We start from the raw sequence: 23,585 nt of genomic DNA on the forward strand, positions 1-23,585 counted from the left end.
GCCGGTGCCGGTCGGTGGGGATGAGGGGACAGGTCAGGCGGCGTCGCCGGTGCTGCCGGCGGCCACCGTACGGCGGGTGCCCGGGTAGCGGATGCTCTCCACCATCTCGGAGATCTCCGCCGGTGGCGGTGCCGTCATCTTCGACACGACGATCGTGACGATGAAGTTGACGATGGCACCGATGGTGCCGATCGCCTCCGGGCTGATGTCGAAGATGTGCGGGTTCGCCGGGGTGCCGAAGACCTCCAACGTGTAGATCATGTACGCGGCGGTGAACACCAGACCGGCGACCATACCGGACGCGGCACCGGCGGCGTTGCACCGTTTCCAGAAGATGCCGAGCACGATGACCGGGAAGAAGCTCGCGGCGGCGAGGCCGAACGCGAACGCGACCACCTGGGCGACGAACGCTGGCGGGTTGATGCCGGCGTACACCGCGATCAGCACCGCCAGGCCCATGGCGATCCGGCCGGCGAGCAGCCGCTGCGCGTCGGTGGAGTCCCGCTTGACCCGCCGGAAGTACAGGTCGTGCGAGAACGACGACGAGATGACCAGCAGCAGACCGGCGGCGGTGGACATGGCGGCCGCCATGCCGCCGGCCGCGACCAGACCCACGATCGGTGCCGGTAGACCGGCGATCTCGGGGCTGGCCAGCACCAGGATGTCGTTGTTGACCACCAGGTCGGCCCCGGACGCCGGGTTGTTGCTGACCGACTCGATGGTCTGTACGCCGTCGCCGAACGTGATCAGCCCGGTCGCCGCCCAGTTGTTGACCCAGGCGGGCAGCGCGTCGACCGCCACCCCGTCCACGGCCTGCAGCAGGTTCAGCTTCGTGAACGCCCCCACCGCCGGGGCGGTGGTGTAGAGCAGGGCGATGAAGAACAGCGCCCAGAACGCCGAGTAGCGGGCGCCCCGGACCGTCTTGGTGGTGTAGAACCGGACGATCACGTGTGGCAGACCGGCGGTGCCGATCATCAGCGACATCGTCACCAGGAAGACGTCGATCTGCGGCCGGGCCGAGAACGCCTCGGTGAACTGGGTCAGCCCCATCTGCACGCTGAGGGCGTTGAGTTCGTCGAGGATCTGCCCGAACGACACCTGCGGGATCGGCAGCCCGGTCATCTGCTGGGCCACCGCGAACGCCGGGATCAGATACGCGATGATGAGTACCGTGTACTGCGACACCTGGGTCCAGGTGATGCCCTTCATGCCGCCGAGCACCGCGTAGGCGAAGATGACCAGTGCTGCGACGATGACGCCGCCGGTGATGTCCAGGCCGAGGAACCGGCTGAAGACGATGCCGCCACCACGCATCTGACCGACGACGTAGGTGAAGGAAATGATGAGCGCGGCGACCGCAGCGATCGTCCGTACGGTTTCCGAGTAGCGGTCACCGACGAATTCCGGCACGGTGAACTTGCCCCACTTGCGCAGGTACGGGGCGATCAGCAGGGCCAGCAGTACGTAACCGCCGGTCCAGCCCATCAGGTAGATCGAGCCGTCGGAGCCGAGGAAGGCGATCAGGCCGGCCATCGAGATGAACGACGCGGCCGACATCCAGTCGGCGGCGACGGCGGCGCCGTTGGCGACGGTGGGGATACCTTGACCGGCGACGTAGAAGCCGGTGGTCTCCTTCACCCGGCTGCGCCAGGCGATGCCCAGGTAGACGGCGAACGTGCCGACGATGAAGACGAGAGTCCAGATCTGGATGTTGCTCACTTCTGGCTCCCTTCCGCCGCACGCTCACTGACGCCGAACTCGTCGTCGAGGCGGTCCATCATCTTGGCGTAGACCAGGATGAGGATCACGAACGTGTAGATCGAGCCCTGCTGGGCGAACCAGAAGCCCAGCGGGAAGCCGAGAATTTCGATGTTGTTCAGTGGCTGGATCAGCAGAATGCCGAACACGAACGACACGACGAACCAGATGGCGAGCAGGATCACCATCAGTCGTAGGTTCCGGCGCCAGTACTGCTGCCGCCAACTGTTGTCCGGTGGCGTCGTTGGCGGTGGCGACTCCTCGCCACCGGCACCGCTATCGGGGGTTACCTCGGTCACTGTGGGGCCTCCTAGTCGTTATGGGAACGGCAGGTCCGGTGACGGGCCGCGCCGCGACGAACCGTTCGGTCGCCCCGGCGTGGCGGTGCCGCTGGCCGTACCGCCCGCGCCGCACGGCGTACTGCCCGGCGGCTTGTGCGGTCGGTCACACCCTTAATCTGGGAAGAGAACGTGACACGGCGGGCTCAGGCAAGAGTTGATCTGCTTGACGCCGGGTTGGGGCGCTGAACGGTCCGTCATGGTCCGCGAGCGGTTGCCGACAGTGGCCTGGCGGTCGGTTCCCGCCTGGTTTGTGGTCCTTTCCGGCGATCGTCGTGCCGCCCGGCGGACCGGTCTGACCACTCACCGATTGACGGCTAGGTCACCGGCCGTGCCGGGACCTAGCATCCGGACATGGCTGACACCGCAACCACCGCCGCACCCACCCGTCGGCGTGTCCTGCACGCCGGCAGCCTCGGCATGATCGTCGGCGGGCTGCTGGCGCTGGTCGGCTCGCTGCTGCCCTGGGTGATCACCCCGTTCGGCTCCCTGTCCGGTGCCGCCGGTCCTGGCCTGTGGACCCTGTGTGCCGGGTTCATCGCCATCGCCGGCGCGCTGCTGCCGTACCGCAAGGTCGCCATCGCGCACAGCCTGCTGCCCGGCCTGGCGGTCGCGGTCATCGTCGGCTGGCAGGCGGCGCGGCTGATCTACCTCAGCTCGACCACCGACAGTTGGGGGCAGCTGATGCCCGGCATCGGCATGGTGATGGTCGCCGGCGGCGCGGTCGTGCTGTTGCGTACGGGGATCCGACTGGTCTCGATCCGATAGCCGTGCCCCGGCCCGACCCGGCGGCGGCCCTCGCTCGACCCGGCGGCGGTCCCGGCCCGGCCCGGTAGCGGACCGGGCCGACCAAACGTACGGTTTTCGCAGGTGATCCGCCGCTGGAAGACTGACGCCCGTGACCTACCCCAACCCGTACCAGTCAGGGCCGCAGCAGCCTCAGCACCCCGTGCCCACCTCGGGCCAGCCGTACCAGCAGGGCGGGTACCACCCCGCCCCCGGCCCCGGGGTGGCGGTGCCGAAGTCCGCCGGCGCTGCCGTCGCCCTGGAACTCGTGCCCGGCCTGTTCGGCATCTTCGGCATCGGCAACATCTATGCCGGCCGGATCCCCACCGGCATCGTGCTGATGGTGTCGTTCTGGGTGCTGTTCTGGATCAACGTACTGCTGACGTTCATCTTCATCGGCTGGCTGACCCTGCCGGCGACCTGGGTGGCGTACCTGATCGCCGGCCCGATCCTGGCGCTGCGCGCCACCGAGAAGCACAACTCCCGGCTGGCCGCCGGGTACCGCTGAAGCGTCGAGCGGACCCGGGGCGGCGCCGTCGGATCGGATGATCCGACGGCGACACCCCGGGCCGCCCGCCTCACTGGTTCGGCGCTGTCTCCGTCGCCGGGCGCAGTGGGCAACCCCGCACCGTGTACGCGACCAGGCCGGTCACCGCCAGCACGACCGCGCACACCGTCGCGGCGGCGGTGTCACCCGGCTGGATGAGCCAGGCGCCGAGCTGCATCCGGAGCTGTTCACTGGGCTCCATCCACGGCATGATCGCGACGAGGGTCCAGGTCAACGGCGCGATCCAGGACAACGCGGCCCCGAGCAGCGTGGCCCCGAGCGCGGTCAGCCCGAGCAGACCGACCGTGTTACGCACCACCACACCGAGCGGTTCGAACCGTGCCTCGGTCACCGTGGTGACCAGCAGCAGCGCGACGATCCCGGCGGCGGTGAGCAGCAGGTGGACGGCGCGCCGGACCGGCCAGCGGGCCGAGGCCGAATGGTCCAGAGCGTCGTCGGCACCGCTGAGCGTGGTGCCCAGCGCGACCGCCGCGATCAGCACGGTGACGCTGAGCATCCGGGCGTTGATCGTCTGCCCGTCGGCGAAGTACGGCCAGGTGACCCAGGCCAAGGCGCTGGCACCGGTCGCGACGACCGCGGCGAGCGGCACCCGGCGGGAGCGCAGGTACAGACCGACCCACCTCATCGCGCACCGGCCATCAGGAGCTCCTCGAATCGGTCGTAGTCGCAGGCGAGGGCCGCCTCGCGGGCCTGCCCCACGAGCTGCCGCTGTTGCTCCGCCGGTAGCGCGGTCAACGCCTGGTACCCCGCCTCGACCTGCTGGCTGTCCTCGGGCCGGAACCAGTCCTCCCGGCGCGGCGGTTCGCCGGTCAGCCAGGCGGTCGCCACCGCCTTCGCATGGTAGGGTATGGGGTTGGAGAAAAAAGCCACCTGGCCGGGTATGCCGCCGCCCTCGTGGCAGTCCTGTGCCCACACTGACTCCAGCAGCCCCGCCCGGAAGTACCCGTCGCCGAGATCGACCTTCCCGCCCGAGGTGAACCCGGGCCAGTCAAAGACCAGGGTGTCCGCGTCGTGCCGTACCGCTGGCTGGTCCGGTGCCGCGTACTCGGCCAGTCGCGCGGTCTCCTCCGCGCGTACCGGCGGGTTGGGCAGCTTGGCCGCCGCGAGCGCGAGCGTCTCGCGGACCGGCCCGACGATGTCGGGCAGCGACGCCGCGTGTACCTTGCGGACACAGACCTGCGGGCCGTCGTCGTCGCAGACCAGCTCGGTGGCGGCGGGGTCGACGACCGCCGCCCCGTAGTAGCCGCCGGTGGGCAGCAGCGGCACCGCCACCGCGGCACCGAGCACAGCAGGCAGCACCGCCAGGGCGAGCAGGCTGCGGCGTGCGGTGCCGATCAGCAGCAGCGCGGTGCCGGCCAGCGCGGCCAACCACATCGCCTGCAGGGCGCTTACCGAGGCCGGCAGGGTCTGCAGGTCGTCGAAGCCGCCGGGGAAAGCCGGAGTGAGCAGCAACGCGGACGGATCCGGCCGGGTCTTGACGAAGTTGGCGTCGTAGCCCGCCATGGAGACGAAGTCCGGCAGCAGCGCCACCACGGCGAACCCGACGACGGCCAGCACCGGCGCGGTGACGATCCGGGGCACGGCCCGACCGGCGGCCATGCCGAGCCAACTGGCGGCGACCATGCCCAGCGCGCCGACCGCGACGATGCCGAACACGGTGGAGGAGAAGTAGGCGGCGGTCGGTGCCACCCAGATCGCCCCGACGGCGGTCGCCAACAGGTACACGACGACCATGACGGCGGCGTACCCGACGGCGAGCGGCAGGGTCCGTTGCCAGCGCGGGCGCACCGTGGTGGCGAACAACTCGCCGACCCGACCGCGCCGGTCACGGCGGCCCAGCCAGGCGCCGCCGGCCAGCGCCAGCGGGATCAGCAGCAGCAGCGATCCCCGGCCGTACAGGGCCAGCTGGGTCCAGCGTCCGGCGAAGAACTGGGTCGACAGCAGGGTGAACGCCGCGCCGACCACCAGCAGCAGCAGCGCGATCCCGGGTACGGCGGTGCGGCGTACCTCCGTTTTCATGATCCGCCCCGTCATGCCGGCACCTTCCCGCGGTGCGCGCGCAGCAGCGCCGAGTAGCCGCGCTCGGTGGCGCTGTCCCCGGCGTCGCCGGCGCTGCCCTGCGCGGCCAGCTCGCCGCTGGTGCCCTGCCAGACCAGCTGGCCCTCGCTGACCAGCACCACGTCGGTGCAGGCTGCGGCGACGTCCTCGACCAGGTGGGTGGAGACCAGCACGCAGCTGTCCGAGCCGATTTCGCGCAGCAGCTCCCGGAAGTCCAGCCGCTGCTCCGGGTCCAGACCGACGGTCGGCTCGTCGAGCAGCAGTACCTCTGGGTCGTTGACGATCGCCTGGGCGATCCCGGCCCGGCGCAGCATCCCGCCGGAGAGCGTCTTCAACTTGGAGTCGGCCCGGCTGGTCAGCCCGACCCGGTCGACGGCCCGCTGCACGGCGCCGGGAACGGTCGCCTTCGGCATCTCCTTCAGCCAGGCCATGTACTCGACGAACTCCCGCACAGTGAAGCGCGGGTAGAAGCCGAAGTGCTGCGGCAGGTAGCCCAGACGTTGCCGGACCCGACGCAGGTCCGCCCGGCTGGTCATCTCCTCACCGAGCAGGGACAGCCGGCCGCCGGCCGGCTTCAGCACTGTCGCGAGGGCCCGCATCAGAGTCGTCTTCCCGGCGCCGTTCGGGCCGAGCAGGCCGTGTACGCCGGTACCCAACGCCAGGTCCAGCCCGTTGACGGCAAGGTGCCGGCCGGCCCGGACAACCAGGCGCTCGGCGTGCACCGCCCACGCGTACGTGGACGGTGCGGTCTCCGCCGCGCTGACCGCACGCATCATTGCTCTCTCCTTTGGTGGAAACTCATGGTGCCTGGCGGACCACCGCCAGTTGGGACAACGGAACCGATCGGCCGTACGTGCGTAGGGCCCGGTCGGCGTCGTGAAGTCAGAACCGGTCGGACGAGATCCGGTCGAGGCGCAGCCGGTTGTGGTCGCTGGCCCGTACGACCGTCACGGCCACCAACGCCACGGTGGCCAGCGCCCAGCCGGGCCAGCTACCGGATTTCAGGATGACCGGGAGCTGCTGGTCGACCAGGCTGGGCAGGATCACCCCGACCGACCAGACGACCGCCAACCCGAGTGCGGCCCGGTCCACGCCGACCAGCCCGCCCAGCGCCAGCGCGCCGGCGGTGAAGGCCAGACCGGGCAGCAGCCACAGCGCGGGGGACTGCCCGGTCGACCAGCCGGCCGCCGCGAGTACCGGCACGACCACGGTCAGCACCGCGAGGGTGCGGCGCAGCAGCAACGACAGCCCGGTCCGGGGCATCGTCGCCACCAACTCCCAGGCCGGGTCGGTCCGGCGGCTCCACGCCGCGGCCACCGGCAGCAGTGGAGCCACCGGAGCGACCAGCAGCACCAGCGAGGGCAGGCTGGCGAAGGTCGTTTCGAACAGGACCGCGATCAGCATCAACGCCCCGGCGGTGGCCAGCCAGGGGAGGATTCGCGCGGCGAACCCGGTACGCCGCAGCCAGCGACGGCGTACCGGTGTCGGTCCGGCCTCGATCCCGGCCGCGACGCCGACGGCCACCCGGTCGAGCAGTTGCCGGTCGGCCTGGCCGACGGTGTCGGACAGCTGCGCCCGGCAGGAGGCGCAGGACTCCAGGTGGGCTTCGACCGCCCAGACGGTCGCGTCGTCGACCCGGGGGTCACCGGACGCGTAGCGGGAGATGAGGGTAAGGGTGGGGTGGATGGTCATGACAACGCCTCCCGTAGCGCGATCCGGGCCCGCCGCGCGTACGTCTTCACGGTCCCTTCCGGCATGCCGAGCAGCACCGAGGTCTCCCGCGTGGTCAGACCGTCGAGCACCATCGCGCGCAGCACCTGACGCAGGTTGGTCGGCAGCGCCAGCAGCGCCTGCTCCAGGTCGGCGTTCATCCGGCCGGCCAGCGCCTCGTCCTCGGCCGCTGGGGCGACGATGGTGGCCGTCTGCACCGCCGGGACCCGTTCCCGGCGGGCGCGGGCGCGGAACGCGTCGACCAGCCGGCGGGCGGCGATGGTCCACAGCCAGCCGACCGCACTGCCCTTGGCAGCGTCCTGGGCCTGGCTGCCGGCCGACCGCCACACCGCGAGGTAGGTGTCCTGCAGCACCTCGGCGACCATGTCGTCGTCGGCGCACCGCCGGCGTAGCCGAGCGGTCAACCACGGCGACGTCCGGCGGTACAGCTCGTCGAAGGCCCGCCGATCGCCGCGGGCGATGCGGCGCAGCAGTTCACCCTCGTCGAGTGCGTCCAGGCTCCGTCTCACAACAGGCAAGACGATCCGTGTCGCCGCCGCGGTTTTCCATCGTGCGTGACTCGGGTCACATTTTGTGGAGGTGGCTACGCTGGGTGGCCTACCTGGGGGTGTGCCGTTGCCTGATCGGATTCTCGCGGCCCTGACCGTCGCGTCGGTCGGAGTCGTGTCGCTGACCCTGCTGGCGGTGACCCCGGCCGCCGCACGCCCGGAAGTGACCCCGGCCGCCGCACGCCCGGCGGTGACCCCGGCCGGGGACGGGCAGCCCGCCCTGGCCGGGCAGTGGCGGACCGCCGGACTCGGTGGCCCGGCACCGGACCGCCTTACCACCCGCATCGTCGGGGCCGTCACCGTGACGGACACCCCGACCGCCGTGCAGCGGCCATACGTGTTCAGCATCGTCGGCGGCAACCTGCACGCCACCTGGTCCAGCGGAGCCGGGACGGCGGACCCCGGCTGGACCTGGACGACCATCGGCGCTCCCGGCACCCGGGTCGTCGACGGGGCCGACGTGATCACCGTGCAGACCTCGCCGGGCGGCCCGACCCGACCGTACGTCTTCGTCCGCACCGACGACGGCCGGCTCTGGCTGGCGTCGGGAATGGGCTCGGTCTGGAACTGGCGGGACCTGGGCACCCCGCCGGGCACGACGGTCATGCGTACGGTGGGCGCGGTCGCCGTCCGCGACGGCGTCGGTGCCGCCCAACGGCCGTACGTCTTCGTCACCGGCTGGGACGGTCGACTCTGGCTCGCCTGGTGGGACGGTGCCCGCTGGCGGTGGGACGACCGGGGCACCCCGGCGGTCGACGCCTTCACCTCGATCGGCCAGGAGCAGGTCGTCGGGGTGGCGCTGCGGCGGGCGTCGGCGACCAGCGCGGAACACCCGCAGGCGTTCCTGCTCGACCGGCACGGCGACCTGTGGCGGCACGGCTGGCACGGCAGCGGCTGGGCGTGGACGAACCACGGCACACCGCAGGACCGGCCCCTGGCGTACGGCGTCGCGGCGGTGACCACCAGCGCCGCCGACGGCGCGTCGCGGCCGTACGCCTACGTCGGCCGGTACGGCTGGATGTTCTCGCTGTCGTTGGCGGACGGCGGGTGGCGGTGGGTCGACCACGGTGTGGCCGGAGTCGAGGGCAACCTCATCTCGGCCGGAGCGGTCGCGCCCGCCGGCAGCGACGAGCCGCCGTACGTCTTCGTCACCGGCGTGGCCGGCGGGCCGATCGCGGTGAACGGGCTCGACGGGAGCGTGGCGTCGTGGGCCGTGTTCGGTGGCACCGACGCGGCCGACCTCTGGCCGCGCGGCGGGGCGGCGACGACCGTACGGGACGACCCGGCCGGGCCGGACCGGCCGTACGTCTTCTACTGGTCCCGCCAGCAGCCGGCCCAGTTGACCGTCCTGTGGCGAAGTTGAGAACCAGGTAACCCGAGAACATGGAGGAGCGGGATGTCACCGGTGGCCGACCGCGTCGAGATCGCCGAACTGGTCGCCCGGCTCGCCCGGGCACAGGACCAGCGGCGCTTCGACGACCTGCGCAGCGTCTACACCCCGGACGCCGCGACCAGCAGCCCACGTGGCGAGCTGCGGGGGATCGACCAGATCATCGAGGGCTTCCGGCGGACCAGCCCGGCCGACGAGGGCATCCAGCACCTCAACACCGACGTGGTGGTCGACCTCGACGCTGACGGCGACCGGGCCGAAGTCGACACCCACCAGCTCGTCTACTTCTTCCGGCCCGGTGAGGCCCCGTACCGGACTGCCGGGGTACGGGCCCACTACGTCGCCGCCCGGACACCCGACGGATGGCGGTTCACCAGTGCCCGGATCGTGCCGGTCTGGCAGCACGTCGCCGGATGAGCCCGGTCACCCGGCGTCGGGCTCTCGCGGCGCGCCGGGCCCGGTGCGTAGAGTCTCAGGTCGCATCGGCGACGCGGTGACGTGACAGGGACGAGACGGGTACGGGCATGACGGTGGACGACGTACGACCGGATGGTGATCCGGCCCCGACCGGGGTCGACCCGGCGCAGCTGGCGGTCTGCCTCGACGTCATCGAGGCGCTGTCGGCGCTGCCGTCCGACCACCCGGACGTGGTACGGGTGCAGCGGGCCACCGCCAAGCTGTACAAATCGGTCAAGCTGCGGCGGCGGGCCGAGAAACGGGAGGAAGTCCTCACCGCCGACCGGGCCGTCACCGCCGCCACCGCCACCGGGGCACCCGGGCGGATCGACGACGAGACCAAGGGCATTCCGTTGGTGTCGTCGACCGTCGGCGCCACCGCCGGCATCCTGCGCCAACCCCGCGCCTGCTACATCTGCAAGGAGCGCTACCGCGAGGTCGACGCCTTCTACCACCAGCTCTGCCCGCCGTGCGCCAAGCTCAACCACGAGCGCCGCGACGCCCGCACCGACCTGACCGGCCGCCGGGCGCTGCTCACCGGCGGCCGGGCCAAGATCGGCATGTACATCGCGCTGCGGCTGCTCCGCGACGGTGCGCACACCACGATCACCACCCGGTTCCCGCAGGATGCCGCCCGTCGGTTCGCCGCCATGGACGACAGCGACCAGTGGCTGCACCGGCTGCGCATTCTCGGCGTCGATCTGCGCGACCCGGCCCAGGTGATCGCGGTCGCCGACTCGGTCGCCGCCCAGGGCCCGCTGGACATTCTGATCAACAACGCGGCCCAGACGGTCCGGCGCAGCCCCGGCGCGTACGCCCACCTGGTCGCCGCCGAGTCGGCACCGCTGCCCGACGGCCCGCTGCCGGAGATCGTCAGCTTCTCCTCGACCGGCGGTCGGGGCAGCGCCGCGACGGCGATCGCCGCCGGGCAGCCGCAGGCGTCGGCGATCACCCCGCAGGCGCTCACCGCGCTGGCGTTGACCAGCGGCTCGGCCACCCCGGACCGGATCGCCCTGGCCACCGCGATCGACGCCGGTGGGCTGGTGCCGGACCTCGACCCGGTGAACAGCTGGGTACAGCGGGTGCACGAGGTCGACGCGGTGGAGCTGCTGGAGGTGCAGCTGTGCAACTCCGTCGCGCCGTTCATCCTGATCAGCCGGCTGCGCCCGACGATGGCCGCCGCACCGGCCCGGCGCAAGTACGTGGTGAACGTCTCCGCGATGGAGGGGGTGTTCAGCCGGGGGTACAAAGGTCCCGGCCACCCGCACACCAACATGGCCAAGGCCGCGCTGAACATGCTGACCCGCACCAGCGCGCGGGAGATGCTGACCGACGGCATCCTGATGACCGCCGTCGACACCGGCTGGATCACCGACGAGCGGCCGCATCCGACGAAGATGCGCCTGGCCGACGAGGGCTTCCACGCGCCCCTGGATCTGGTCGACGGTGCCGCCCGCGTGTACGACCCGATCGTGCGGGGCGAGCAGGGCGAGGACCTGTTCGGCTGCTTCCTGAAGGACTACGCCCCCGCCGCCTGGTAGGCCGCAGCCCGGGCTTCCCGGTCACCGGGCGGGGACAACTCCGACGGCGTCGACGGGCCGGCGGGCAGCCCGTCGCGGGCACCCACCGCCGCCAGCAGCCACGACACGGCGCTGAGACAGGCCAGCATCGCGATGGGTAGGGTGACCCGGTCCGCCGACGCGCCCAGCCACCAGCCGATGTCCGACGGCCCGGTCACATAGGTGAACACCAGCGTCGCCGCGTACCCGCAGCTGAGCAGCCAGATCCAGCCGTCCGAGCCCACGCCGAGCGCCGTGCGTCCGGTGCGGACCAGCAGGAAGCCGGCCAACGAGCAGCAGAGCGCCGTCACGACCAGTGGACCGACCGTCTCCCACAGCGCGTCGAGGGTCGGTGGCAGCCGAGTGGTCAGCCGACCGGCGTCGCCGAACAGACCGCCCAACGGCTCGGACTGCTCGATGTCCGACGTCGCGCCGACCATCCGGGCCAGGCCGGCCCAGGCCAGCCCGGAACCCACCGGCAGCCAGACCAGCCAGGCCCGGCCGAGGTCGCGTCTCGCCCGGACCGTCACCAGCACGGCGAGGATGCCACCGGCGACCAGTCCCTCGTTCTTGCTCAGGGCCGCGGCGGTCAGCAGCACCAGCCCGAGAGCGGGACGGGCGAACGGGTCGGGGTGCAGCAGCAACGCGGCGGCGGCACCCACCAGACATGCCGACCAGAGGGCATCGGCGTAACCGGCGGCCACGTACTCCGCGCCGGTCGCCCAGGTCGACAGGCCGACGGCGATGCCGGCGGACCAGGCGAGCCATGGCCTGCTGCGGGTGAACACGGCCGCGACCGTCACGACCGCCGTGGCGACCGCCGAGAAGGTGGTCAGGGCCGACACCACCTGCGCGGTCCGGTAGCTCTGGCCGAACAGGGTCCACGCCGCCGCGACCGGGGCCGAGGCCAGCGGAGGGTAATCGGTGTGCGAGAAGACGAACCCGGGGCTGGCCATCGCCGCGCGGGCGATTTCGCCGTCGTAGGTGAAGTACCCGGCGTGCAGCCACCAGATCGAGTGCGCGTCCCAGCTCGTCGGTGGGTGGAGAACAAGAAGCAGGGGTACGGCGAGGACGCCGGACGTGACGGCGACGGCCAGCCATGGCACGGCGGGCTGCGCCGGACGTGGCCGGCGGAGCAACCAGAGGCTGATCGCCCAGGCGACGATGAAGGCCGCCGCCAGCCAGATGCGGAAGTCGGCGCCGACGGCCAGCATCGCGACGACCGCGACCGTGCTGACGAGCGCCGTGGCGATCGGAGCGAGCAGCAGTGCGACGGGCAGCGACCGGGCGACGGCGAACGCCGGTGGCAGCCCGGCCGCCACGACGAGCGTCACCGTCAGCAGGTGTCCGGCGGGCATCAGCTGACCACCGTCAGCTCGACGGCGTACCGTCGACCCACCGAGCTCTCCCATTGAACGAGGCTCGCCTGATAGTCGGCTTCCCGCCGGTCGACGACCACGGTGCCGCCAGCCAGCGCGGTGAACTCGCTGAAGCGCTGCAACCACAGGTGCTGCAGCGGCGGATCGATGATCACCCGGCTACCCGCTGGCACGGTCGCGATGAACTCCTTGCGGATCGCCTCGAAGTCCTGGTGCAGGCGTCGTTGCGCGGCCAGCTGGCCCGGGGTGCGGACGTAGTCGAATCCGGTGATCCCGGCATCGAGCGCGCCCCGGTTGGCCAGCGCGACGCACAGGAGGGCGAGCGCGACCACGAACACCTGGGTCAGCTGGCGGACGGGGCGCGACTGACGGAGTTTCACTGGCGCTCCCGTTCCGGCGCGATGGGTCGAGCGCCAAGAACATACAACGCCGAGCCGGGTCGCCGTGAACCTGGCGGACCGCGGTCCCGTCGCCGGGCGTCACCCGTCGCCGGCCGCGCGTTTCCCTAGGTTCGACCGTTGCTGGTGAACGAGTACGGATCCGTTGGCGTCTCCATGTCGACACCGGGCACGTCGGAGGGCGGGTCTCGACCGCGCGGGTGTCCAGGGGTGCCACCAATTCTGAAGGGACCGGTCGGATGAGGACGAGTGTCAAGAAGATCGCTGTCGGGGTGTTGGCGGTCGCCGCGCTGACCTTCGGGCTGCCGCCGAATCCGGCGATGGCCATCAACCAGGTCGCCTGCGACGGCCGTACCGACTTCCTCAAGCTGTACTCCGGCGGCGGCACCTGGGGTGGTGCCTACTGCTTCGCCAACGCCGGCGTGATCGCGGTGAACATCGACGGTGTCTACGAGTTCCACAGCGGCAACAACAAGGCGACGGTCAACTACGAGCGCGACGGTCGCTACCACACCATCACCCTGGAGAAGTGGTCGGGCGCAAGCTTCGGCGGTGCCCGGGTCCGAGCGTACGAGCTGCGGATCTGGTGACCAGCGACCGACGATGGCGGAGACGCGCTGATCAACTACGGACGGGTGGGTGATTCCCGAGGGATTCCTGGCGATCGATCGATGTGATGGTAATACTCCGTTGGCAAGGGGCGGCGTCCTGGACGCAACACCGGGTCCTGGGGCCGGACGCCACCCACAATGGAGGACCGAAGGAGGCTCATCGTGAGATCGATGTCCCGTACCGTCCGACTCACCCTCGCCGTGGCGACCGGGCTGGCGCTGATGGTGACCGCCAGCCCGGCGACCGCCGCGCCCGCCGCCGCGGCGGTGACAGGGTCTGCCGCAGCGACTGCGGCGGCGACCTGGGACCTGTCGGACTACGAGCAGCGGGCCTGCATCCCGGCCGACACCCCATGGTTCACGTACTTCATCGGTTTCATCGCCGGAAGCTGGTCGACGCCGCTGCAGGTCGACGTACAGGGCCTGCCCGCCGGCACCGTCACGAGCCTGCCGCACCCGCCGATCGCGCCGAGAGACAACGGTGACCGGTACCTCGGCACCGTCTTGGTCACCGTGAATCTGCCGCCGCTCGACTACGGCGACTACCCGGCTGTGATGACGGTGACCGATGGATCAAGCACGCAGACCATGCCGATCCTGATCCGGGCGCAGGAGAGCTGGGGCTGCTGAGCCGGCGCCGGCTCCGGACATCGAGGCGCGGCACCTCGAGGGCGGGCAGCAGCTCGGCGATCGCGGTCGCGACCCGGCTCGCGTCCAGCTGGTCCGAGTCGAACACCCGGACGGCGGGGATCGTCGGCAGGTGCTCGCGGAACCGCTGCTGCGCCCGGTGGTGGAGCCCCGGATCACGGGACAACCCGCGCGTCAGGTCGGCCTGACCCCGGCCGCGCGCAACTGCGCGATCAGCCCGTCGAGACTGCGGCCTTCGTACCCGATGCCGATCAGTCCGGCTGCTGGCGAGATCACCTCCTCACCTTGCCACACTCGGTGCTGCGGTAGGTGCCCAGCGTGCCGGTGTGCCCTCGAGGCAGGCGCCTGCCTCGACGGCACACCGGCGAACGATCCGGCTCGACGTGGTCAGACCACCCGGACCTCGAACGTGTCCATGTCGAGGACGCGGAACTTGTAGTAGAAGTCGCCGAGGTCGCTGCCGCCGAGAGAGTTCTGGGCGGCCGGGATCATGCAGGCGCTGAAGCCACCGGAGTCGCCCTGCGTGCGGGTCTGCAGCCAGGGCACCTGACAGCTGAAGCCCTGACCGGTGTTCCAGTTGATGAAGAAGAACTGCCGGCCGTACGGCTGCATCGACGCGCCCTGGTAGGTGGACGCGAACGGGTACTCGTCGCACTGCATGCCGGCCGGCCGGGGATAGTTGGCCCCGGTCGGGCAGGCCGCCGCCCGGTTCGCCTCTCGCAGCGCGTCGCTCTGGCTCCTGGTCAGGACCCGCGGCAGGCCGTAGTTCAGGGACAGCCGGATGTGGTACGCGTAGTCCGGGTAGCGCGAGGACGGGATCTCCAGCACCGGGCGCACCGTCTCGTAGACGCATCCCGACGGGTAGCCGCCGAGCGCGAAGTCGCAGCGGTGCGCCCCCGGTGTGGTGCTCGACTGATTGCTCGTCCCGTTGACCCACAGCGAGTTGGCGAACCAGAACTTGATCCCGGCCTGTGCGGCCCACCGGACACCACTGATCGAGGTGGCGAAGTAGCCGGCGGCCGAGTGGGTGACACCCGGCATCGCCGTCCCACCGATCGGATTGCTGCCGGTGATCGTGCAATTGATGAGGCACTGCGGTTCGGCGTACAGGTAGGTGCCGGTCACGGCCGCGCCGGCGTTCTGCCCGGTGACGTAGTCGGCCCGGTAGTGGAACGACTGCGACCAGCGAAGCGACGAGTAGTCGAGCGTCGTCAGGCTCGACACGGTGTAGCCGATGGTGCCGATCACCTGGCCACTGGGCACCAGGAAGATCAGCAGTACGCCGTCCTCGACGACGCACGACGCGACCCGCGTCTTCGTGGTGCTCCCGCCACAGATGTCGACAGCGAGCGACCGGTCACCGCCGTCCGTACGGCTGGCGGAGCCGGCCTTGCGCACCGTCGTGCGACGAAGGCAGGTCGACGGCCCGGACCGGCCGGTGGCGGCCAGTCGCGCCGCCTCGCGCGTGAGGTCGTCGCCGCACTCCGGCGTGCCGGCGTCCACTGTGCCGGCGGTCGGGACGGTGGCGGGCAGCGCGGCCCCGCCGGTCGCCGGCGCCGCAACGGCCGTCGCCGACGTCATCGGCAGGACCGCCACCACCAGCCCCAGGACCACACCGACGATCCCGATTCTTCTTCTGTGCACCTCGGATTCTCCCTCCACCCGGTGTTGGGCGAGAATAGGCGCACATCTCTGGACATTCTCTGGTCAGTCGATGGCCGGCGTCCCTACACTTCCGGCGTGTTGGTGGTCCGGGTGCTCGGCCGTCTCCGTGTGTGGCGCGGCGGTAGCGAGCTGGACATCGGTCCGCCGGCCCGTCGCCACATGCTCGGCCTGCTGGCGCTCAACGCCGGACGGTTGACGACCCGGCGCGAACTGATCGAGTCGATGTGGGGCGAGCGGCCACCGTCCAGCGTGGTCAACGTGCTGCACACTCAGGCCAAGCACCTGCGGCGGCTGCTCGACCCGCAGCGCGTCCCGCGTGACCAGGCCGGCGTGCTGTCGACCGTCGGCGACGGATACCTGCTGCGCCTTCCGGACGATGCCCTGGACCTGCACCGGTTCCGTCGCTTGTCGCGGGCCGCGCAGGCGGCGGCCGACCAGGGGGATCCGGGACGCGCGGTGACGCTGCTGCGCGACGCGCTGCGGCTGTGGGAGGACGATCCGCTCTGCGACGTACCAGCGCTCGACGATCATCCGACCGTCTGGGGGCTCAAGTCGGAACGCCGCCAGGCCCAGCTGTCCTACTGGGGCCTGTCGCTTCGGGTGGGCGGCGCGGCCGAGGTCGTCGCCGCACTGACCGCCGAGGCTGCCGCACATCCACTCGACGAGGCGGTGCAGGCGATGCTGATCCGGGCATACCAGGCCACCGGTCAGCGGACGCTGGCGTTCGAGCGCTATGCGGCGACCCGGCACGCGCTCGCCGAGGAGCTGGGCGTGGAACCCGGGGCAGAGCTGACGCAGGCGCACCGGCAGCTCCTCGACGGTTCCGGCGACGGTCCGACGTCGCCCGTTCCACGCCAGCTGCCGGCCCCGGTGCCGGACTTCGTCGGCAGGTCCGGCGAGTCCGCTCAGCTCGACGCCGTGCACGCCGCCGGTGCCTGCGGTGTCGTGGTGATCTGCGGTACGGCGGGAGTGGGCAAGACCGCGTTCGCCGTGCACTGGGGCCACCTGCGCCGGGACCGGTTCCCGGACGGCTGGATCCACCTCGACCTGCGGGGAGACGAGGCTGACCACGCCGTGAGCGCACACGAGGCACTGGGGCGGTTGCTTGCTGCGCTCGCGGTGCCCGACCAGGAGATCCCGGCCGACACCGGCGCGCGGGCCGCCCGCTGGCGCACCGAGACCGACGGCCGTCGGCTGTTCGTGCTGCTGGACAACGTCGCCTCGGCCGACCAGGTCCGGCCGTTGCTGCCCGGCAGCCGCGCCGCCCTGGTCGTGGTCACCAGTCGGGACCGCCAGGCCGCGTTGGTCGCCCTGCACGGGGCGTACCGGATCGAGCTCGACCTGCTGCCGCCGCCGGACGCCGCCGGGCTGCTCGGCCGGCTGTTGGGTGACCGCGCCGGCGCCGACCCGGCCAGCGTCGACTCGCTCGCCGCGATCTGCGCCCGACTGCCGCTCGCGTTGCGGCTGGCCGCAGAGTACGCCGCAGCGCAGGCGCACCTGCCGTTGTCCGGGATCGTGTCGCAGCTGCGTCGGGCGAGCCCGTTGGACCTGCTGGACGCCGGTGGTAGCGCGGCGATCCGGCACGTCTTCGGCTGGTCGTACCAGCGGCTGGACGCACCGACGCAGCGGCTGTTCCGGCTGCTGAGCCTGCACCCCGCGCCGTACTGCACGCTCGCCTGCGCCGCTGCCCTGTCCGGTGCCGACGAGGTCACCACCGCCCAGCTGATGCACCAGCTGACCAGCGCCTACCTGATGGGGTGCGACCCGCTGGGCCGGTACGCCTTCCACGACCTGCTGCGGGCGTACGCCGCCGAACTGAGCCTCACCGTCGACGACCCGGCGGACCGGGACGCGGCGGTCGACCGGCTGTTGACCCACTACGTCGACACCGCCGTGGCCGCGAGCGACGCACTGCACCCGGAGTGGAGCGCGACCTGGCAGCGCGCCGGGCTCGCGCTCAAGCCCGGTGGGGAGCGGCCCACCCCGGCTGCCGCGCTGGCCTGGTTGGACGGTGAACTGCTGTCGATCGCCGCGATCTGCCGGTTCGCCCGCCGGCACGGGCGGCCGGAGTACGCGGTCAAGCTGGCCGCCGCCGTGTACCGCTACCTGGAAGCGGGGTACGGCGTCGAGGCGAAGGCGATCCATGAGCAGGCCATCGACGCCGCCCGCGAGATGGGCGACTTGGCAGCCGAAGCGCATCTGCGGACCAACGCGGCCGTCGTCGAACGGCTGCTCAGCCGCTATCCATCGGCGGCTGCGGAGCTGGGGCGGGCACTGGAGCTGTGTCGCCGTACCGGGAACCGGCACAGCGAGGCCCGGATCCTGTCCAACCTGGGCATCGTCGAGGAGCGGTTGGGAGAGTTGGCCTCGTCGGCGGCCCGTCACCACGAGGCAGTCGCGATCTACGAGGAGATCAACGACCCGCACGGCCACGCCTCGGCGCTGACGAACCTCGGCAACCTCGAGTCCGCCGCCGGCGATCACGCCCGAGCGGCGCAGCGGTTCCTGGCCGCGCATGACATCTTCGCCGACCTCGGCGCACGGGCCGGTCAGGCCATCGCGTTGACCAACCTCGGTGACGTCCATGTCTCGCTCGGCGAGGATGTCCTCGCCGCCCGCCGACTACGGGAGGCACTCGTTCTGTTCCGGGAGATCGGGCACCGCGACGGCGAGGCGACCGCCCTGAGCAACCTCGGGACCGCGTTGAGCCGGCAAGGGTTGCACCAGGAGTCGATCGGATCGCTTCAGGAGGCGCTGGACATCTTCCGTGACATCGGGCACCGGTACGGCGAGGCGAGCGTGCTGAACGCGATGGGCGACGCCCTCTCCGCCCTGGGCCGCGACGACGATGCGGTCGAGCGGTACCGCTCGGCGTTGGCGATCGCCCACGACACCGGCGACGAGGACGAACGGAACCGGGCCGCCACCGCGCTCGCCAGGATCGGCACGGACCGGCCGACGGCCTAGTCGGGCCCGGGTGCCGCGCCTGCCCGGCCGGCCAGGCGCGGCACCCGGGCAGCGGCCACCAACCGGTCGAAGGCGTCGTTGACCGCGACCGCGTCCGCGCCGAGAGCTGCCAGCATCCCCACCAGGTCGACCCCGGGCACCACCGCTACCCGCCGGGCCAGCTCCGACAGGGACCGGGGCAGCGTCGCTCGAAGCCCGGTACGGCGTGGCTCGACCGCGACCCCGGCCAGCGCCCGCTCGACCATCGGCGCGTTGCCGGCGAGCCGGTAGAGCAGCGCCGAGGCCAGCCGGTGGGCGACGCGCTCGGTCGGCGCACCGCCGGCCTGGGCGAGATGGTTGGCGTAGTTGACGTGTACCTGGCTGACGGTGCCCAGGTCACCGACGGCGTACGCGGTGGCCAGCGCCTCGCGGTCGAACTCCAGCGCCAGGAACGGTTCGCCCCGGCGGCTCGCCACGATCGCGCGGGCGCTGAGCACCGCCGCCACCATCGGGGTGTCGTCGGCGGCCCGGAAGGCGCGTTCGCTGTCGGCGAGCACCCGTTCGCAGTCCTGCCACAGGCCCAGCTCCAGCAGCGCCGCGTAGCCGCTGAACCGGTAGTACGCCCGCTCGGCCGCGCTGGCGCCGATGGCGGCGAGCTGGTGCAGGATACGGTCGTTGAGCGACAGGGCCAGCTCCCACTCGGCAATGGCCTTGGCCGCGCCGACCCCGTGGTGCAGCATCGCCACCTGCAGCCGCGCCAGCTCGTCCCGGTCGGCCTCGGCCTCGGCGGCGGCGAGCTCGGCGGCGGCGGCGAGCGCGTCGTCCAGGCCGGAGAGGATGTCGCGGTGGCGGCCCAGGTCGTACAGGGCGGCCAGCCGGCGGCGCAGCCAGCGTGCCCGGTCCGCGCCGGTCGCCGTACGCAGCTCCTGGTCGGCCAGGTCGAGCGCCCGCGCCGGCCGGTGCTCGGCGAGCAGCCGGTCGTGGATGCCGGCGGCGATCGCGGCGGCCAGTTCGTCGTGGCCGTCGGCGCGGGCCTGGTCGAGCAGCCCGGTCAACTCGCCGGTGTCGTCGCTGGTGGCCAGCAGGTAGCGGGCGAACCGCTGCCGGTCTCCGCTGCGCATCGCGATCTCCCGCAGCATCGGCAGCATCGCCGCCACCTGGTCGGTCACCTGGGCGACCTGCAGCGTCGCCTCCATCACCTGCCAGGCCGTGTCGAGGTCGCCGAGTTCGGCGGTGTAGACGGCCGCGCCGACCCCGGCCCGAACGGTGGTCGGCGTCGGTGCCGCCCGCTCGGCCTCGAACCGCTGGAACCAGGCCACCGCGAGCAGTTCGTTCACCGTACGGGTCCGGTCGGCGTCCGCCGCGTCGCGCACCATCACCCGTACGGTGTCGTCGACGAAGTCGTAGCTGGTCACGGGCCCGGCGTCCGGGGTGAGCGTGTGCTGCCGCTGTGTCGTCACCAGCCCGGCGTGGGTCAGCGCGGCGAGGGTGGCGGCGAAGTCCGGCACGGCCCCATCCGCCGCGCCCGGCGCGCCCGCATCCGCCGCGTCGTGCACCGTCCGCCACAGCACCGGCCAGACCGCTTCGATCACGAACGACCAGCGGTCGTCGGCGGCGACCAGGCTGATCAGGTCGAGCAGCAGCCGGGGTGCGGGTGCCAGCGCGTCGAGCCGGGTCAGCACCTGACCCCGGTCCTGGTCGATCTTCGCCAACGCCTGCTCGGCGGAGGCGGCCGCGCCGGCCAGGCCGACCTGGTGGAAGTCGGCCCGGGCCTGCCGGATCAGCTCCGCACCGCGGGTGGGGTCACCGGTCACCACCGCGACCAGGCCGAGCCGGAGCCGGATCTGCCCGCGTAGTGACACGTCGCCGACCTGTTCGACGGTGGCGAGGCTGATCGCCAGCAGCCGGGCAGCGTCGAGCAGGTCACCGACGCCGACGGCGACCTCGCCGAGCAGATAGTTGACCATCGCCCGGCCGTACGCCGAGTCGATCTCGTCGTAGATCTCCGCCGCCCGCCGCAGCCGCTGCTGGGCGAGGCCGTAGTCCTTGCGGTGCAGGGCGCTGCTGCCCAGTCCGCGTTGCGTGTTGGCCACCCCGAGCCGGTCACCGTGGGCAGCGAAGACCTGTTCCGCCCGGACGAAGTACTGCTCGGCCCGTGTCAGGTCGTCGGCGTCGACGGCAAGCTCGCCGAGCCGGTAGTGGCAGTTCGCCGCGCCCATCTCGTCGTCGACGGCCAGGTAGAGGCGTTCGGCGGTGAGGTAGTGGGTGCGGGCGTTCGTCGGATCCTCGCTCATCCGGTCCAGCAGACCGAGCGAGAGATGCACGTCCGCCTGACCCCGTCGCCGGCCGGCGGCGACGTACAGCGTGAGCGCGGTGTCCAGGTTGCGCCGTGCCGCAGCCGGGTTGCCGTCGCGCAGTTCGAGGTTGCCCAGCGACAGCAGCGAGTTGGCTCTTCCTTCCGGGGATCCGGACTGCTCGAACGCGGCGATCGCGGCGGCGAAGTGCCGTCGGGCGGTGGCCAGGTCCCCGGCCCGCATGGACAGATCGCCGAGCAGGTCGTGCGCCTGACCCTGGTCGCCGTCGCGGCCGAGGTCGGTGGCGATCGACAGGGCGACCCGCGCCTCGTCGATGCCGTCGGCCACCTGACTGTCCCACAACGCCAGCCGGGCCCGCTCCTGGGCGATGGTGGAAAGTGCCGCGCGGTACCCGGTCCGCCCGGCCAGTTGCTGCGCCTGCGCGAGGTGCCGCTGCGCGTCGTCGTGCCGGTTGGTCAATCGGGACACGACCGCGGCGCCCACCTCGGCGTCGACAGCCAGCCGTGGATCCGCGACGAGCAGGCCGGCCCGCTGCTCCGGGGCGAGGACCAGGTCGATCAGGGACCGGGCGGTAGCGGTCTGCAGGCTCGCGATCGCCTGGTCGAACCGCTGCCGCCAGAACGTGCCGGCCAGGCCGCTGCCGAGCGCCAGCGCGTGGTACAGCTCCTCGGTGCCCTCGCCCAGCTCGGCGAAGTAGGCGCGGGCCCGTAGGTGCAGCTCACGCAGCCGGCCGGGGTCGTTGCGCCGCAGGCTGTCCAGCAGCGCGATGCGGACCAGCGGATGCAGGGTGGCCACGGTGGACCCGTCGGCGTCGGTGCCGAGCCGGACGAAGGTGTAGCGGCCCAGCTGGTGGAACCAGGTGTCGTCGGCCGGTGCCGGATCGAGCAGGGCGGCGACGGCCGCCCGGCTCAGCACCCGGGGTACGGCGGCGGCGGTCACCACCGCGTGCCAGGGCGCTGCCAGCCGGTCCAGGAACACCTCCGGCAGCCACCGTTCGACGGGCTGGCCGGCGGCGCGGCGGGCGATCTCGTCGGCGGTCAACCCGGGCCCGGACCCCCGGGCGGTGTCGATAGCCGCCGCGGCCAGGTCGGTCCAGCCGGGCAACCCCGCACAGGTACGGTGCACCGCCTCGACCAGCTTCGGATCGGTGATGCCCCGGGTGGCGAGGAACTGGGCGGTGTGTGCGGGCTCCCACTCGGTCAGCGCGACGTGGGCCATCGGTGGGCCGGCGGCCGGTGGTTCCCGGCCGGCGAGCACGATGCGCAGACCCGGCGCGGCGTCGAGCAGCCGGGGGAGCAGTTCACCGAGGAACCAGGAGGTCTGCCGGGCACCCCTGGCCTCGTCGTCGGGGCCGGCGACCTCGTCGAGGTAGGGCAGTCGTTCCACGGTGTCGACGAACAACACCCGGCCGGTCAGGTCGGTGCCGCGCAGTTCGCTGGCGAGGGCCTCGGCGATCAGGGTGCGCTGGTGGGCCCGTACGCCGGCGGCCCGCAGCGCGGCCGGGTCGGTGACCACCGTGATCGACACGTCCTGCACGACCGCGCCGTCGGTCGCGCTGACCGTGACGGTCGGGACCTCGGCGTACGCGGCCGCGAGAGCCGCTTCGGCGGCGCGGCGGGCCTGTTGGTACCGGCGCAGCCGAGCTCCGGTCCAGCCGGCACAGATCCGGGCGACGGCGTCGGTCAACGCGAACGCGACGTCGGCGTGGCCGCCCGGCGCGGTCTCCACCAGACCGTCGAGGTCCACGGTGCCGGCCCGACCGGACGCGAGCCGCCGACCCAGCTCGGCCAGCAGCCGCGACTTGCCCTGCCCGGACATCCCGGAGTAGACGAGTACCCGTTCCGGCGCACCGGCGGTGAACCGGTCGAACGCGGCGAGCGCCGTTTCCCGGTCGACGAACGGATCGGCCGGGCTGGTCGTCTGGGCCGGGCCGGTCATTCGGGAGCGACCGGATCGTCGGGCCTTCCGGCCACCGGCCCGCCTGACGTCGGATCACCGGCTGCCGACCCGTCTGCGGACCCGACCACAGGGTGCCGGCGGACCACGATCGAACTGCCGGAGATCACGCCACCACCGCGTGCCTCCTGGCGGGTGGCCGCGCCGGTGTCCGGGTCGACGTCGATGTGGGAGCCGTCGATCCGGCCGCCGTCGGCGCGCTGGACGTGGCTCGCCTGCGGACCGCTCGGGGGTGGCGGGTCGGCACGCTCCTGGCCGGTGAGCAGCGCGGCGAGCACGGCGGCGGCGAGCCCGGCCGCACCGAGCCCGATCAGCACCAGCAGCCCGGGCCGGTCGGTGGCGAGGTTGCCGAGCACCCCCGAGAGCACGCCGACGATCGCGGAGACGGCAGCGGTGAGCTGCGCCCGTCGTCGCGACATGGGGGCCTCCAGCGGCGTCACGGTCCAGAGTAGTCGACAGTGTCCGGCCCCTGCCG

General features: G+C 72.1%; 20 protein-coding genes. 8 read left to right on the top strand and 12 right to left on the bottom strand.

From position 1 onward, the window contains the following. Positions 1-33: 33 nt before the first annotated feature. Together O7623_RS29695 and O7623_RS29700 are read right to left on the bottom strand one after the other, a co-directional pair. A complete protein-coding gene (locus O7623_RS29695; protein ID WP_282226220.1) occupies positions 34-1,719 on the bottom strand; it encodes a sodium:solute symporter family protein in 1,686 nt (561 codons plus the stop codon). After that, positions 1,716-2,057: a DUF4212 domain-containing protein gene (locus O7623_RS29700; protein ID WP_282226221.1), complete on the bottom strand. Its 342-nt coding sequence runs from the start codon at positions 2,055-2,057 to the stop codon at positions 1,716-1,718. Before O7623_RS29700 ends, O7623_RS29695 begins: the two co-directional genes overlap by 4 nt. A gap of 393 nt (positions 2,058-2,450) precedes the next feature. Here O7623_RS29700 and O7623_RS29705 point away from each other — a divergent pair, with 393 nt between their 5' ends. Both O7623_RS29705 and O7623_RS29710 read left to right on the top strand, forming a co-directional pair. Next, complete coding sequence (locus tag O7623_RS29705; RefSeq protein WP_282226222.1) at positions 2,451-2,864, top strand: hypothetical protein; 414 nt, start codon at positions 2,451-2,453, stop codon at positions 2,862-2,864. Positions 2,865-2,994: 130 nt separating this feature from the next. Continuing rightward, complete coding sequence (locus O7623_RS29710) at positions 2,995-3,390, top strand: hypothetical protein (protein ID WP_282226223.1); 396 nt, start codon at positions 2,995-2,997, stop codon at positions 3,388-3,390. Positions 3,391-3,460: 70 nt separating this feature from the next. Here the strand turns inward: O7623_RS29710 and O7623_RS29715 are convergent, their stop codons facing one another. The 5 genes from O7623_RS29715 to O7623_RS29735 all read right to left on the bottom strand — a co-directional run bounded on the left by O7623_RS29715 (position 3,461) and on the right by O7623_RS29735 (position 7,748). Further along, entirely contained in the window at positions 3,461-4,075 is a 615-nt protein-coding gene (locus O7623_RS29715) for a hypothetical protein (RefSeq protein ID WP_282226224.1), read from the bottom strand. Further along, complete coding sequence (locus O7623_RS29720; protein WP_282226225.1) at positions 4,072-5,484, bottom strand: hypothetical protein; 1,413 nt, start codon at positions 5,482-5,484, stop codon at positions 4,072-4,074. The genes O7623_RS29715 and O7623_RS29720 overlap by 4 nt, the downstream gene beginning before the upstream one ends. After that, complete coding sequence (locus O7623_RS29725) at positions 5,481-6,281, bottom strand: ABC transporter ATP-binding protein (protein WP_282229649.1); 801 nt, start codon at positions 6,279-6,281, stop codon at positions 5,481-5,483. Before O7623_RS29725 ends, O7623_RS29720 begins: the two co-directional genes overlap by 4 nt. A gap of 109 nt (positions 6,282-6,390) precedes the next feature. Further along, complete coding sequence (locus O7623_RS29730) at positions 6,391-7,200, bottom strand: zf-HC2 domain-containing protein (RefSeq protein ID WP_282226226.1); 810 nt, start codon at positions 7,198-7,200, stop codon at positions 6,391-6,393. Beyond that, entirely contained in the window at positions 7,197-7,748 is a 552-nt protein-coding gene (locus O7623_RS29735) for an RNA polymerase sigma factor (protein WP_282226227.1), read from the bottom strand. The genes O7623_RS29730 and O7623_RS29735 overlap by 4 nt, the downstream gene beginning before the upstream one ends. Positions 7,749-7,854: 106 nt before the next feature. On the opposite strand from O7623_RS29735, the gene O7623_RS29740 reads away from it, so the two are divergent. From O7623_RS29740 to O7623_RS29750, 3 genes are all read left to right on the top strand, one after another. Further along, the gene (locus O7623_RS29740; protein ID WP_282226228.1) at positions 7,855-9,150 is read left to right on the top strand and encodes a hypothetical protein; all 1,296 of its coding nucleotides are present in this window, start codon (positions 7,855-7,857) and stop codon (positions 9,148-9,150) included. Positions 9,151-9,183: 33 nt separating this feature from the next. Next, positions 9,184-9,594 carry a nuclear transport factor 2 family protein gene (locus tag O7623_RS29745; protein ID WP_282226229.1) on the top strand — a complete coding sequence of 137 codons (411 nt, stop codon included), beginning with the start codon at positions 9,184-9,186 and terminating at the stop codon, positions 9,592-9,594. A gap of 107 nt (positions 9,595-9,701) precedes the next feature. Beyond that, the gene (locus tag O7623_RS29750) at positions 9,702-11,174 is read left to right on the top strand and encodes an SDR family oxidoreductase (RefSeq protein WP_282226230.1); all 1,473 of its coding nucleotides are present in this window, start codon (positions 9,702-9,704) and stop codon (positions 11,172-11,174) included. Here O7623_RS29750 and O7623_RS29755 read toward each other — a convergent pair. Further along, on the bottom strand, positions 11,153-12,550 hold the full coding sequence (locus tag O7623_RS29755) for a hypothetical protein (RefSeq protein ID WP_282226231.1): 1,398 nt from the start codon (positions 12,548-12,550) through the stop codon (positions 11,153-11,155). The genes O7623_RS29750 and O7623_RS29755 overlap by 22 nt on opposite strands. After that, positions 12,550-12,951: a hypothetical protein gene (locus tag O7623_RS29760; RefSeq protein ID WP_282226232.1), complete on the bottom strand. Its 402-nt coding sequence runs from the start codon at positions 12,949-12,951 to the stop codon at positions 12,550-12,552. The genes O7623_RS29755 and O7623_RS29760 overlap by 1 nt, the downstream gene beginning before the upstream one ends. Positions 12,952-13,208: 257 nt before the next feature. On the opposite strand from O7623_RS29760, the gene O7623_RS29765 reads away from it, so the two are divergent. Both O7623_RS29765 and O7623_RS29770 read left to right on the top strand, forming a co-directional pair. After that, on the top strand, positions 13,209-13,559 hold the full coding sequence (locus O7623_RS29765) for a beta/gamma crystallin domain-containing protein (protein ID WP_282226233.1): 351 nt from the start codon (positions 13,209-13,211) through the stop codon (positions 13,557-13,559). 192 nt (positions 13,560-13,751) lie between these two features. Next, positions 13,752-14,210: a DUF5980 family protein gene (locus O7623_RS29770; RefSeq protein WP_282229650.1), complete on the top strand. Its 459-nt coding sequence runs from the start codon at positions 13,752-13,754 to the stop codon at positions 14,208-14,210. 405 nt (positions 14,211-14,615) lie between these two features. On the opposite strand, the gene O7623_RS29775 is transcribed toward O7623_RS29770, so the two are convergent. Continuing rightward, the gene (locus tag O7623_RS29775; protein WP_282226234.1) at positions 14,616-15,872 is read right to left on the bottom strand and encodes a hypothetical protein; all 1,257 of its coding nucleotides are present in this window, start codon (positions 15,870-15,872) and stop codon (positions 14,616-14,618) included. A gap of 96 nt (positions 15,873-15,968) precedes the next feature. Between O7623_RS29775 and O7623_RS29780 the strand changes: the two genes are divergently transcribed. After that, positions 15,969-18,860: a BTAD domain-containing putative transcriptional regulator gene (locus O7623_RS29780; RefSeq protein ID WP_282226235.1), complete on the top strand. Its 2,892-nt coding sequence runs from the start codon at positions 15,969-15,971 to the stop codon at positions 18,858-18,860. Here O7623_RS29780 and O7623_RS29785 read toward each other — a convergent pair. Together O7623_RS29785 and O7623_RS29790 are read right to left on the bottom strand one after the other, a co-directional pair. Further along, positions 18,857-23,092 (bottom strand): tetratricopeptide repeat protein, encoded by a 4,236-nt coding sequence (locus tag O7623_RS29785; protein WP_282226236.1) that lies wholly within the window; start codon positions 23,090-23,092, stop codon positions 18,857-18,859. The genes O7623_RS29780 and O7623_RS29785 overlap by 4 nt on opposite strands. Continuing rightward, positions 23,089-23,529: a hypothetical protein gene (locus O7623_RS29790; protein ID WP_282226237.1), complete on the bottom strand. Its 441-nt coding sequence runs from the start codon at positions 23,527-23,529 to the stop codon at positions 23,089-23,091. The genes O7623_RS29785 and O7623_RS29790 overlap by 4 nt, the downstream gene beginning before the upstream one ends. Positions 23,530-23,585: the final 56 nt, after the last annotated feature.

The sequence above is a fragment of the Solwaraspora sp. WMMD791 genome (genome assembly GCF_029581195.1).
In the GTDB taxonomy this organism is placed as follows: Bacteria; Actinomycetota; Actinomycetes; order Mycobacteriales; family Micromonosporaceae; genus Micromonospora_E.